This is a genomic window from Cecembia sp., from assembly GCF_007126775.1.
Lineage (GTDB): Bacteria > Bacteroidota > Bacteroidia > Cytophagales > Cyclobacteriaceae > Cecembia.
Genome location: NZ_SLAP01000063.1, coordinates 1 through 12,811, shown reverse-complemented (window position 1 = coordinate 12,811; position 12,811 = coordinate 1). Strand labels below are relative to the sequence as shown.

Annotated in this window: 12 protein-coding genes; 8 read left to right on the top strand and 4 right to left on the bottom strand. The window is 39.3% G+C overall.

Annotation, left to right across the window (positions count from 1 at the left end):
- The first annotated feature begins 92 nt into the window (after positions 1 to 92).
- From QZT73_RS04410 to QZT73_RS04400, 3 genes are all read left to right on the top strand, one after another.
- Entirely contained in the window at positions 93 to 1,217 is a 1,125-nt protein-coding gene (locus QZT73_RS04410; RefSeq protein WP_291786805.1) for a DUF4221 family protein, read from the top strand.
- Positions 1,218 to 1,316: 99 nt separating this feature from the next.
- The gene (locus QZT73_RS04405; RefSeq protein ID WP_291786804.1) at positions 1,317 to 3,050 is read left to right on the top strand and encodes a phospho-sugar mutase; all 1,734 of its coding nucleotides are present in this window, start codon (positions 1,317 to 1,319) and stop codon (positions 3,048 to 3,050) included.
- 252 nt (positions 3,051 to 3,302) lie between these two features.
- On the top strand, positions 3,303 to 3,872 hold the full coding sequence (locus QZT73_RS04400) for a hypothetical protein (RefSeq protein ID WP_291783075.1): 570 nt from the start codon (positions 3,303 to 3,305) through the stop codon (positions 3,870 to 3,872).
- A 92-nt stretch (positions 3,873 to 3,964) separates the two neighbouring features.
- On the opposite strand, the gene QZT73_RS04395 is transcribed toward QZT73_RS04400, so the two are convergent.
- Positions 3,965 to 4,906: a succinylglutamate desuccinylase/aspartoacylase family protein gene (locus QZT73_RS04395; RefSeq protein WP_291783073.1), complete on the bottom strand. Its 942-nt coding sequence runs from the start codon at positions 4,904 to 4,906 to the stop codon at positions 3,965 to 3,967.
- An 88-nt stretch (positions 4,907 to 4,994) separates the two neighbouring features.
- On the opposite strand from QZT73_RS04395, the gene murB reads away from it, so the two are divergent.
- The gene (murB, locus tag QZT73_RS04390) at positions 4,995 to 6,008 is read left to right on the top strand and encodes a UDP-N-acetylmuramate dehydrogenase (RefSeq protein WP_291783071.1); all 1,014 of its coding nucleotides are present in this window, start codon (positions 4,995 to 4,997) and stop codon (positions 6,006 to 6,008) included.
- Here murB and QZT73_RS04385 read toward each other — a convergent pair.
- Positions 6,005 to 6,487 (bottom strand): dCMP deaminase family protein, encoded by a 483-nt coding sequence (locus QZT73_RS04385; protein WP_291783069.1) that lies wholly within the window; start codon positions 6,485 to 6,487, stop codon positions 6,005 to 6,007. The genes murB and QZT73_RS04385 overlap by 4 nt on opposite strands.
- 161 nt (positions 6,488 to 6,648) lie before the next feature.
- Between QZT73_RS04385 and QZT73_RS04380 the strand changes: the two genes are divergently transcribed.
- From QZT73_RS04380 to QZT73_RS04365, 4 genes are read left to right on the top strand one after another with little or no spacing between them, the layout of a single operon-like run.
- Positions 6,649 to 6,930 (top strand): DUF202 domain-containing protein, encoded by a 282-nt coding sequence (locus tag QZT73_RS04380; RefSeq protein ID WP_291783068.1) that lies wholly within the window; start codon positions 6,649 to 6,651, stop codon positions 6,928 to 6,930.
- Positions 6,931 to 6,979: 49 nt separating this feature from the next.
- Positions 6,980 to 7,960 (top strand): TerC family protein, encoded by a 981-nt coding sequence (locus tag QZT73_RS04375; RefSeq protein WP_291786802.1) that lies wholly within the window; start codon positions 6,980 to 6,982, stop codon positions 7,958 to 7,960.
- A gap of 46 nt (positions 7,961 to 8,006) precedes the next feature.
- Positions 8,007 to 8,216: a hypothetical protein gene (locus tag QZT73_RS04370; RefSeq protein WP_291786800.1), complete on the top strand. Its 210-nt coding sequence runs from the start codon at positions 8,007 to 8,009 to the stop codon at positions 8,214 to 8,216.
- Positions 8,217 to 8,272: 56 nt separating this feature from the next.
- Complete coding sequence (locus QZT73_RS04365) at positions 8,273 to 9,169, top strand: phosphatase (protein WP_291786798.1); 897 nt, start codon at positions 8,273 to 8,275, stop codon at positions 9,167 to 9,169.
- Here QZT73_RS04365 and ppk1 read toward each other — a convergent pair.
- Both ppk1 and QZT73_RS04355 read right to left on the bottom strand, forming a co-directional pair.
- Complete coding sequence (gene ppk1, locus QZT73_RS04360) at positions 9,166 to 11,286, bottom strand: polyphosphate kinase 1 (protein WP_291786796.1); 2,121 nt, start codon at positions 11,284 to 11,286, stop codon at positions 9,166 to 9,168. The two genes, QZT73_RS04365 and ppk1, sit on opposite strands and share 4 nt — an antisense overlap.
- Before the next feature lie 118 nt (positions 11,287 to 11,404).
- A partial coding sequence (locus QZT73_RS04355; protein WP_291786793.1) for a toprim domain-containing protein occupies positions 11,405 to 12,811 on the bottom strand: 1,407 nt, incomplete at its 5' end.

Genomic DNA, 12,811 nt, shown 5'->3' with positions numbered 1-12,811 from the left:
ATAAGGAAAACGAAATCCCCCCCCCCTATAAAATTAGGTTTTTACTGGTTCTTTAAAACTATTTTTTTATTTTTAGAAAAACTTATTTTTCAATGAAAAAACACTATCTCATCATCCTGGCCTTTATCGCTTGGTCTTGCGGAAAATCATTAGACTTGGATGTTAAAAACCAGGGGGCACAATTATCAATAGAACAGGATACGGTACAGATCGACGCTAAAGGGGAGATTTTGATGGCGGCAGTAAACATGTATGTTTTTGATCTAAGTCCGGATAAAAACCTTTTGTACAGTTTTAACAGAAAGACCTACTCCCTTGAAATACTAGACCTTGTCCATAAAAAATTGGTGGAGCAAAGAAAGTTTGCCAAAGATGGTCCTGATGCAGTCAGTAGTTTCCCGCAACGGCTTATTTCTCTGGGAAATGATCAGATCATGATCATGGGATTTGAAAAAAGCGGTATTTATACACTTGAAGGAGAATTTTTAAAAGAAATAGCTTTAAGCCCGACCATGTACGAGCAACCAGAGGAAATCAAGGATTTTGGATTCCGTAATGACATTATTTTTCTCAATGATTCAACGGTACTAACCGGTATCATGAGCTTTCAGGACATTTATCCCTATCTGGTCAAACTTCACCTGAATCAAAAGGAATTGAGTCTCATTAAATTTGAGCCCATCAAAGAACTGGAAAAATTCAAAATCGAAGTTGAAAGGCCTAAAATCATCTACACGGGCAATTTTAATCTGGTTAAATTTGGAGATAAAATTTTGATCTCCTCCAACTTTTTCAACGATGCTTACATTTTGAATCCCGAAAATGGAGAGTATACACACCTCACTTTCACCAGTGAGTTAACACCCAACGCCAAAACAACAGGCCATAAACCCTTGGTATCCACTCCCGATGAATTAAGTGAAGAAATGAAAAAACTCAGTCAACAAATTGAATTTGGAAAATGGCTTTGGGACGAAAAAGAAAAGCTTTTTTACAGGTTATCATTTTACAAATTACCCGATCAGGAAATCGAAGAACTGGCAAATGTTTACCTAACAGTTTTCGACCAAGAACTCAACATGCTGGTTGAAAAAAAGATATCTGGCTACCAAAAAGTCCCTGGGACGTATTTTGTCAAAGATGGGGCTATCTGGATTCATGAAAACATTGAGGATGAACTTGCTTTTGTCAGGTTGAAAATCAGTTTGTCACCCTGAATGAAGAAAAACAGGCAATTCATCCAGTTCTTCACTTTTACATGTGGCAATATTTAATGAATTTTATAAATTGTACATTCACAATTTAATTTTTCCAAAATGACGACAATAGATCCAAAAATCCTAGCCAAAGCACAAAGCTGGCTGAACAGCAACATCGACGAAGAAAGTAAAAAAGAAATACAGGCCTTGCTGGATGCGCCTGACAAAACAGAATTGATTGATTCCTTTTATAGGGATTTGGAATTCGGAACAGGAGGACTGCGGGGCATTATGGGTGTGGGCTCCAATCGGATGAATGTCTACACCGTTGCCATGGCTACCCAGGGTTTGGCCAATTACCTATTGGACTGTTTCCCCAATGAAGAAATCAAGGTAGCCATTACCCATGATTGTAGGATCAACAATACCTTATTTGCAGACACTACTGCCAATGTATTCACTGCCAATGGCATCAAAGTCAAATATTTCAGGGAATTGCGCCCTACCCCCATGCTTTCTTTTGCCATCCGGTATTTTGAATGTAAAAGCGGCGTAATGGTTACCGCATCCCACAATCCAAAAGAATACAACGGATACAAGGCTTACTGGGATGATGGAGGTCAGGTAGTTGCTCCCCATGATAAAAACATCATCGATGAAGTCCAGAAAATCACCTCCATGGATGATGTGAAATGGAATAAAAATGATGCACTGATCGAATACATTGAAGAAGACTTTGATCTGATCTACCTGAATGAGGTGAAAAAATTGAGCTTGTCTCCCAATGAAATCATGCTTCAGAAGGACATGCCACTGGTATTTTCTCCCATTCATGGTGCCTCCGGAAAAATGGTTCCTGCGGCATTGAAGGTTTTTGGCTTTGAAAACATCCATATCGTCAAGGAACAGGCCGAACCGGATGGTACTTTCCCAACGGTCATCTATCCCAATCCGGAGGAAGCCGAAGCATTGAACATGGCTTTGGAATTGGGCAAAAAAGTCAATGCAGAATTAGTCCTTGCCTGTGACCCTGATGGTGACCGTTATGCAGCCTGTATTCCTGATGGTAAAGGAGGATTTGAGCTATTGAACGGCAACCAAACAGGGGCCTTGCTGACCTATTACCTTTTGAATAAGTGGAGAGAATATGGCAGGTTGACAGGTAAGGAATTCATGGTCAATACCATTGTTACTACTGAGTTGATTGATGAAATCTGCAAAGGTTTTGGAGTAACCTGCTACTCCGTATTGACTGGTTTCAAAAATATTGCAGAGGTTATTAGAAACCTTGAAGGTCAAAAGCAGTTTATCGGCGGAGGAGAAGAAAGCTATGGTTACCTTGTAGGTGACTTTGTAAGAGATAAAGACGGGGTATCTGCATGTGCGATGGTATCAGAAATTGTCGCCTATTATAAAACAAAAGGCAAGTCTATTAGAGACATATTGGCAGAAATTTACATGCAGTATGGCTTTTACAAAGAATCTTTGATTTCAGTAACCAAAAAAGGTAAAGACGGTGCAGAACAAATTCAGGCATTGATGGCGGGATTTCGCAGCAACAAACCTTCAGAAATGAATGGAATCAAAGTGGTGAAGGTAGTGGATGTCAAAGAAAGTAAGGTTTACGATTTGGTCAATGGTACAGAAGCCGCACTGGAAATGGACAAATCCAATGTGATCCAATTTTATCTGGAAGATGGCAGTAAAATTTCTGCCAGGCCTTCAGGTACAGAACCAAAAATCAAATACTACTTCTCCGTCAATGAAACTTTACCAAACAGGGAGGCCTATGAAGCCGTTGCCGCTTCTTTGGATAAAAAAATTGAAGGATTGAAGCAATATTTTCAATAGAATTTGAGAATTCATTACATAAACACAGGAAATGCATCATGCTTTTCTGTGTTTTTTTTTATAAAAAAAATGATAGATGGCCTTATATCAGATTTCATTGAATTATATTTTACAAATAATTTCATCATAAAAACAAGAATTCTTAGCAGGTGTAATTATTGTGGATGAGCATACATTGTCATACATTTGATGATTGAAAAAACATTTCAGTTCAAATTACGTTTTTTAGAATTGATTTAACTTAATCCAACTATGAAAAAGAATTTCTTAATCCTGGTATCATTTCTTGTGATTGGCTTATTTGCATCCTGCGACAGGGGACCGGAAAGACCTGATTATTTTTATAGATTCAAGTTTAATGGGGTAGAAAAAGAGTTCAAGGCAAGTACCGATGCGGATATTATTTTCATAGATGCTCCAGGTGGATTAAAGCTTGCTACATTCACTATGGTCAGTGGTCGGGATACAGACCGTAATGCTTTAATTATTGGTCTGAGGTATAGAGATGAAATGTTAAGGTCCTATGAAATGCAAACTCCCATTATGGTAAATGGGATGCTTTCCCCTACCCTTACATTTTTTTATTTGGATGAAAATGGAAAAGCCTATTTGGCTACCCTACTTCAAAGTCAGAACCCTGGCGCCCGTGATGATGGTAGAGTAGCATTTACAGATATAACTCCTGAAGGAAGTTTTGGCACATTCGAAGCAGTAGTATTCGACGTTACAGAGGAAACCAGTGAATTATCAGCCCGTCAGGCATTTACAATTACTGAAGGCGAATTCTTTTTACCAAATGTAGCCTCTATCAGAACGGAATAAGCGCAGATCTTTATTATGAATTGCCAATCTATTATTCCCTAATACCAGACTAACAATTTGGTCGGGTAACAAAGAGATTAAATTCTTTTATTTTATTCTATCCTACCGACATGTACCAATGCATCACCGGCATTGACCACAGGATTATTGTTGAGTCCTACTACAAATCCATTATGGACAGCTTTGATGGGGATTTTTACCTGACCGTAAGGGTCAGAAATCTTAGCCAGTACCTGTCCTTTTCTCACCTCATCCCCCAACTTTACAGAAGAAGTAAATATACCGGATAATTTCGCCCTTACCCACGAACTCTCTTTGATCTGAATACTGCTCATCTGTTCAAAAGGCGCATCAATCATGCCCAGATATGCGAGCATGCGCTTTGTCCCCAAGACGGCCTCCTCCACTGTAAGATCATCCAACCGCATGGATTCTCCCCCTTCAAAAACAAGTATATGCTTCTTCTTTTTGAAGGCTTCTTTTCTGAAAGTCTTGTCTATATGTGGTGAATTCAAGATAAAATGTGGGCCAAATGCCTTAGCCAGTTCAAGGCCTTTTTTATCCTTAAAATCCACTCTGATTTGGGGATAATTGGAAAGCATCCTTCCACCAGTGTGAAAATCCAATCCGTAATCAATCATGGGGATGATATCATTCATAATGATATAGGCAATCTGGGAAGCCAAGGAGCCCTTTTTACTTCCCGGAAAACTTCTGTTAAGGTCTCTCCCGTCCGGAAAGGTCCTAGAATTACTCAGAAAACCATAAATATTTACCAATGGAATAAAAACTAGCGTACCCTTAATGGGGTTAATGACTTCTTCTTCCAGCATACGCCTTACTGCCACAATACCATTGATCTCGTCACCATGGACACCGCCGGAAATCAAAACCACAGGTCCATCTTCTTTTGCCCTTCTTATGAATACTGGAAGATCAATGAGCGTATGGGTAGGCAATCTTGCAATGGCTATATTGATATTTATTGCCTGTCCCGGCCTGACACGGATACCGTTGATAATCAACTCTCTCATAAAATTAAAGTACAGCTATAAATGGAAATGATATGCATGCTTTCAATTTGCTCAAATTCTTGTTTAATTCGCAAATAGAATTTTGTTTATGAATATACAAGAAAACATTTCTCTTCTCCCATATAATACTTTTGGAATTGACAAAAAAGCCAGATTTTTTGTTCAGGCAAGCACTGAGGAAGATATCAAAACTGCCGTTCTGAAAGCAAAATCAATGAGGCTCCCAGTCTTTATTTTAGGAGGTGGCAGCAATATCCTACTTACCCAGGATCTTGAGGCCTTGGTAGTGAAAATTGAAATTGTCGGTATCAGTAAAGTAAGTGAGACGGAAGAAGCGGTCTTTGTGGAGGTAGGTGCAGGTGAAAACTGGCATAATTTTGTTCTATATTGTATCCAAAAGCAATGGGCAGGAGTAGAAAATCTCTCCCTGATTCCTGGAACGGTAGGTGCTTCGCCCATGCAGAACATTGGCGCATATGGTGTAGAAATCAAAGAAGTATTCCAACAGCTCAAAGCCATACACCGGGAAACCTTGGAAGAAAAGTACTTCGACTGGGAAGCCTGTCAATTTGGATACCGGGAAAGTGTCTTTAAAAATAAAGTAAAAGATCAGTATATAATTACCAAAGTAGTCTTTAAGTTAAAGAAGACTCCAGTTTTCCGCACAGAATACGGGGCCATAAAGGAAACCTTGAATACCATGGGAGTGAAAACATTGAGTATCAAAAACATCAGTGATGCGGTGATACAAATCCGACAGAGTAAACTCCCTGACCCCAGGGAAATAGGAAATGCCGGAAGCTTTTTTAAAAACCCAACCATATCTGAAGGAGAATTCGAAAACCTACAAAAAGAATATCCCGATGTGCCCCATTTTCCCCAGTATCCAGGTATCAAAATACCTGCAGCTTGGTTGATAGAAAAATCAGGATGGAAAGGTAAAACTTTTGGAAAAATAGGCGTTCACAAAAATCAACCTTTGGTATTGGTCAATTATGGAGGTGGAGAAGGAAGTGAGATAGCCAAACTGAGCAAGCAAATACAACAGTCTGTAAAAGAAAAATTTAATATTTCTCTTCACCCAGAGGTAAATATCATTTAGATCAAGGGGTCTTCATACTGTATCTCTTTCCCGTATTTGACCACCTCTACACCAAACTTTTCCAAAAACCCCAAACCCTCATCATAAGGCAAGCCTTTGTATTCGGCATAGGAATACATATATACTACTTTTACTATTCCTATGGAGAAGATGATCCTGGCGCAGGCCAAGCAGGGCGCCAATGTAACATAAAGGGTTGATCCATCAACGGATGTGTTGTTTTTAACAGCATATAGGATGGCGTTTTGTTCTGCATGTATGGCCAGGGTACAGCTGCCTTTATTGTCACGTGCACAACCTGTATCAGGGAATTCCTCATCACAATTGTGCGTTCCTGCCGGTGGTCCATTGTATCCAATTGAAATGATGCGTGTTTCCTTTGTTAAAACTGCACCAACATGCTTTTTAATACAATGTGATCGCTTGGCAAGGTTGACTGCCAACTCCATAAAAATATCGTCAAAATTAGGCTTACTCATGGAATCAAAATTTTCCTTAAAGGTTAAGATGTTGGGTTCAAAAGTAATTAAAGAGGAGCATTTAAATCCAAAATCGCCCATAAAATCAAAAAATATTCAGCAAGTTCTTTAGACTTGGAATCAAATTATATGACATTTGTACTTTTATAAAAGCAATGGTTATGGAAAATGAAAATTTAAGCGAAAATGACCTAATAGTAAGGGATTACCTGGCAAGGCAGAGAACTTACCTGGCCAATGACCGCACCTTGCTCTCCTATATAAGGACCTCTCTTTACTTTTTGGTCAGCGGTACCGCATTGATGGAAGTAAATGCCCTTGAGCATGTCCGAGATCTTGGGTATCTTGCATTTGCCCTGAGTTTGGGCATGTTGCTTTTGGGCTTCTACAACTACTTCAAAGTAAAAAGAAAATTGAGAAAACATTACTATCAAAAAATGTAACCACCAATTTGAACCTCCTACAGTTTTTCCTACTCCTTAAATCAGTCCTTTGAATTATTTCCAAACAGAAGGTTACGCGTTGATTGCTTTTGCCATAATTGTCCTTGGACTTTTGGCCTTGGATCTCTATGTTTTCAATAAAGAGGCACATAAAGTTACCACAAGAGAAGCTTTCAACTGGTCTATGGTTTGGATAGGCTTTGGATTGTTATTTGGAGGATATATCTACCTTGACTTCGGAATTGAAAAAGCTTCGCAATATTATTCGGCATTTCTGATAGAAAAAGCCCTCAGTGTAGACAATCTTTTTGTATTTATATTGGTGTTCCGTTTTTTTAAGGTTCCTGATAAATACCAGCACAAAGTGCTTTTCTATGGCATCTTGGGGGCCATTTTCTTCAGGGCCATTTTTATTGTTTCTGGAGTAGCTTTAATCAACAGGACTTATTTACCAGAATTTAGCTGGTTAGGTATTAATTTCCATATCAATGCCGTTTTGACCATTTTTGGTGTTTTTCTGATGTATGCCGGTTTTAAATCCTGGAAAAGTGATGAAGATGAACCCGATAGGGATTTTTCCAATTCCATAGGTATCAGGCTTGTTAAAAAGTTTTTCCGGGTAGATCCCAACTACCATGGTGGGAAATTTTTCGTCAGGATCAATGGTAAAAAGTTTGCCACCCAGCTATTGGTTGTAGTAGCGGTAATTGAGTTTACGGACCTGATATTTGCAGTTGACTCTATCCCTGCGATTTTTGCAATTTCCCAGGATCCTATTATCCTTTACACCTCCAATATTTTTGCAATTTTGGGACTAAGGGCCCTGTATTTCTTACTGGCCAATAGTTTTGATATGTTCCATTACCTTCAACACGGCCTTTCATTCATATTGGGATTCATAGGTTTTAAAATGATTATTTCAGCTGTCTATCATCTGCCCTCCCCTGTCTCCCTAGGGGTGGTATTTGGAATCCTTGCTCTAAGCATAGCCCTGTCTATCCATAAGTATAAAACTGAAAAAATGAGTTGAAAGGGACTTTGGTAGAGTTATTGCACTGTATCATATAAAAAAGCATATGAAGACTTTAGGAATTATTTTAATCGTATTGGGTATAGCCATGTTCTTTATTCCAGGAATCAGTGTACAGACTGAAGAAAATCTAGTAGATGTGGGCCCAATTGAAGTCAATAAAACCAAAGACCATGACTTGACCTGGCCAAATTATGCAGGAGGAATTAGTATTGCAGCCGGTGTTGTCCTGATTTTTCTAGGAAGAAAAAAATAAATTTTAACTTAAGCCTGCCTTTCTGGTTAATGTAGAAATTTACAAATAACATCGATTTGAAATTAGCAGCAGTAGATATTGGTTCCAACGCCATCCGGTTACAGATTACAACTGTTACCCATGATAGTGGAACGGTCCATTTCAAAAAATTGGAATACCTCAGGTTTCCATTGAGATTAGGTATGGACGTTTTTCACAACAAAAGAATCTCTGACAAAAATAAAAGGAAATTCATCAAGCTGATGAAAGCTTTTAAATTGTTGATTGATCTTTATGAGGTGGATGATTATATGGTCTGTGCTACTTCGGCCATGCGCGAATCTGAAAATGGAAAAGAAATCGTTGAAGAGGTAAAGGAAGATATAGGACTTAAAATCCAGATCATTGACGGTAATCTTGAAGCGGAGCTGATCAACCTGGCACTCTGGTCCTATATTGATGAAAAATCTTACTTGCATATTGATGTAGGCGGGGGCAGTACAGAATTGAATATTTACTCCAATAAGGTGAAAATTGCTTCCAAATCTTTTAAAATAGGTTCTGTGCGGGCCCTCGAAGACAATATTCCCCTATCCGTATGGAAAAGCATGGGCATTTTTATTGAAGGGAATATCGACAAAAAAGAATCCATTACCTGTATAGGTACAGGAGGCAATATCAGCAAAATCTTTGAACTAAGTAATCCAAGAAAAAACAAGACTTTTATTCAGATCAACAAAATAAAAGAAATCCAAGAATACCTGGAATCCTTCAGTTATGAGGAGAGAATCAACAAACTCAACCTCAATCCTGATAGGGCTGATGTGATTATACCTGCATCAAAAATCTACTTGGCAGCTATGACAGCCGCCAAGTCTAAGAAAATGATTGTTCCCGATGTAGGACTTAAAGATGGATTGATGCAAGTCCTGTATAAAAAAAACAAAAACAAGAAAAACCGCGCACCCCATTAAATCAATTTGACCTTCATCACCTCTTCCGCATTTACCCTGAAAAACTCCACATGCACATTGAATTCCTCCTCATCTGCTTGGGGAAGCTTTGGAACATAAGTGCCGTCTTCCAACATCCTGTAAGCATTGACATTGTCTCTCAGGTTGAATGAAAGTATATTCATCAATTGATTTTCCAAAAGCGGGTCTTCCACACGGAACAAAGATTCCAACCTTTTATCAAAGCTTCTCACCATCATGTCGGCTGAACCTGCATAGGTCCTGGTCTTGCCATTGTTATGGAAATGATAAATTCTGGAATGTTCCAAAAAGTCCCCCACGATGGACAAAACCTCAATGTTTTCGCTTAGCCCCATTCTTCCGGGTCTGAGGCAACATATTCCACGGATGATCAATTTGACCGGGACACCGGACTGGGAAGCACGATAAAGTGCATAAATTATTTCAGAATCCTCTAAGGAGTTAACTTTGATGAAAATTCCGGATGGCAGCCCATTGCGGGCATTCTCAGCCTCTTGTTCTATGTATTCTATAAGCTGATTCCTCATATCCCTTGGGGCTGTGATGAGGTTCTGATAAACCGTAGGCATAGAATGGCCCGTGATAACATTAAAGAATTCAGATACATCATTGGCCAAAATCTCATTGGTGGTCAATAATCCAATATCAGTGTACAACCTGGCAGTATCTTCATTGTAATTACCAGATCCCAAATGCACAAAGCGGGTAACGACATTTTCATCCTTCTTGACAATCAAAAGCAATTTGGTATGCGTCTTCAGGTTACTTATTCCATAAATCACAAAACAACCTGCCTTTTGAAGTTTTTTGGCCTCCCTGATATTGTTTTCTTCATCAAATCTGGCCTTCACCTCAAATAAAACAGAAACGTGTTTGCCGTTTTCTGCCGCCCTTAACAATGCCTTAGTGATTCTCGAGTCCTTTGCCAACCTGTAAATGGTCATCTTGATGGCCATTACACTGGGGTCGTCCACAGCTTTTTCAATCAAATCCAGAATAGGATCAATATTATTATAGGGATGATGCAAAAGGATATCCCTATTTTTCAACACATGAAAAATATCCTCTGTCCCATCCTGGGGGTATGAAATGGGAGGAACAGGTGCCGGCATTTGGGGTAATTTATCCTTAAATCTCCTGTTTCCTATTACCTGCCAAAGACCAGTGAAGTCCAGCATACTGGATCTGTCCACTTTGAATATACTATCATCCTTTATATTCCAGCGCTCTTTGAGAAGATTGACCATCCACTTGCTGTGTCCTTCCTCTATTTCTATCCTTACTACCCTTCCTGTTTTCCTTTCATTCAGCTTACGCTTTACCTCCTCCAGGAAATTGGCATCCATATCTTCACTCTCTTCCAGTGTAAAATCACCATTTCGGGTAATTCTAAAAAGGTTAATGGATTCAATGTTGACATTCCTGAAAAGAGAAATAATGTTTTCTCGGATAACCTCTTCTATAGGAATATAAACAACCATGTCTTCCCTCTCAATTTCAAAAAAACGGGGAATATTGGCAGGTATCTGAACAAAGGAGAGTTTTCTATTTTCCTTTTTGTCTCCAGGCGCCAAAGTCACCACCCCAAAAATGAGGAGCTTATTCATTAAAATCGGAAAAGTACGGTACCCATCGAATACCATAGGGGTCAACATCGGATATACGGCCTTATTGAAATAAGACCTGATATAATTCCTCTCCTCCTCTTCAAGGTTCTTGACGTTACTTAAAATAAAACCACTTTGAGACATTTTTGGAAGTAAATTCTTTAAAAAATGTTCCTGTTGTCTTTTGTGGAATTGCTGGCATTCCAGCATTAATTTCATTTTGAATGGCTCTTCTCTTAAGCCCGAATAGTCTACACGCTCCTTTTCATAATCCAGATAATTGTACAAAGAGCCCACCCTGATCATAAAAAATTCATCCAAATTGGATGCTGTGATGGCCAAAAACTTCAACTTTTCAAAAATGGACCTGCGCTCATTTTTAGATTGATCAAGGACGCGGTCGTTGAACTTCAGCCAACTCAGATCCCTGCTGATCAGGTCACTCTTCTCTATGATATTATCAAATCTATCTTTTGATGCTACTTTCATACGTATTCAAGATTAGTACAAATCTAACAATCTATTGCTTTGATCTGCCAACTGTAAGTTTAACAATTTATTCCAAAAAAAAAGGGGCTCTCGGCCCCTTTTTCTTTTTTGTCAAATATCAAGTGTCAATTTTTGCATACTTGGCATTCTTTTCAATGAATTCTCTTCTTGGGGCCACTTCATCACCCATGAGCATGGAAAACAAATGGTCAGCTTCTGCTGCAGAATCGATGGTAACCTGTTTCAATGTTCTGGTATTGGGATCCATCGTGGTACTCCAAAGCTGTTCCGGGTTCATCTCGCCCAAACCTTTGTATCTTTGAATACCGACAGAATCCTCTTTCCCTTCTCCGGCCATTTCCTTCATCAATGCTTTCCTTTCATCTTCTGTCCAACAATACCGCTCATCTTTTCCTTTCTTCAACAAATATAAAGGCGGCTGGGCTATATATACATAGCCTTTTTCAATAAGGGTTCGCATATAACGGAAGAAAAGCGTCAATATCAATGTCCTGATATGTGATCCGTCTATATCGGCATCCGTCATGATGATGATTTTATGATAACGCAAATGGGACAGATCGAGCTCCTTTTCGTCATTTACTGTTCCAAACTTTACTCCCAAAGCAGTTAGGATATTTTTGATTTCATCATTGTCGTAAATCTTATGTTCATGGGCCTTTTCAACATTAAGAATTTTACCTTTGAGCGGTAAAATGGCCTGAAAATCACGATCCCTGCCTTGCTTGGCTGAACCACCGGCAGAATCACCCTCCACCAAATACAATTCACAAACTGTAGGATCTGAATTGGCACAGTCAGCTAATTTACCGGGCAGACCTCCGCCTCCCAGTACATTTTTACGTTGGACCATTTCCCTGGCCTTGCGAGCAGCATGCCGGGCCTGTGCAGCCAATACTACTTTACCTACAATTATTTTGGCTTCTTTGGGATGCTCTTCCAACCAAAATTGTAAGGTCTCAGAAACAGCACCGTTTACCGCACCCTGAACATCCGAATTACCTAATTTGGTTTTGGTCTGTCCTTCAAACTGGGGTTCTGCCACTTTCACGGAAATTACAGCAGTAAGTCCTTCCCTAAAATCATCCCCTGATATGTCAATCTTGAGCTTGTCCAACATACCCGATTTGTCTGCATATCCTTTTAATGTACGCGTAAGTGCCATCCTGAAGCCGGAAACATGGGTTCCTCCTTCGTAGGTATTGATGTTATTGACATAGGATACCACATTTTCTGTGTAGGAGGAATTGTAGTTCATACTGACCTGAACTGGGACTCCATTTTTTTCCGTATCAATATATATGGGGGTTTCAATAATCTTTTCTCTGGTTTCATCCAAGTATTGCACAAACTCTACCAAACCTCCCTCAGAAAAAAATTCATCAGATCGAGGCTGACCATCATCTTCCATCTCACGCATGTCTTTCAGGTGTATCCTGATGCCGGCATTCAGAAATGAAAGTTCCCTAAGGCGGTTGGCAATAGTCTCATACTTGAACTCACT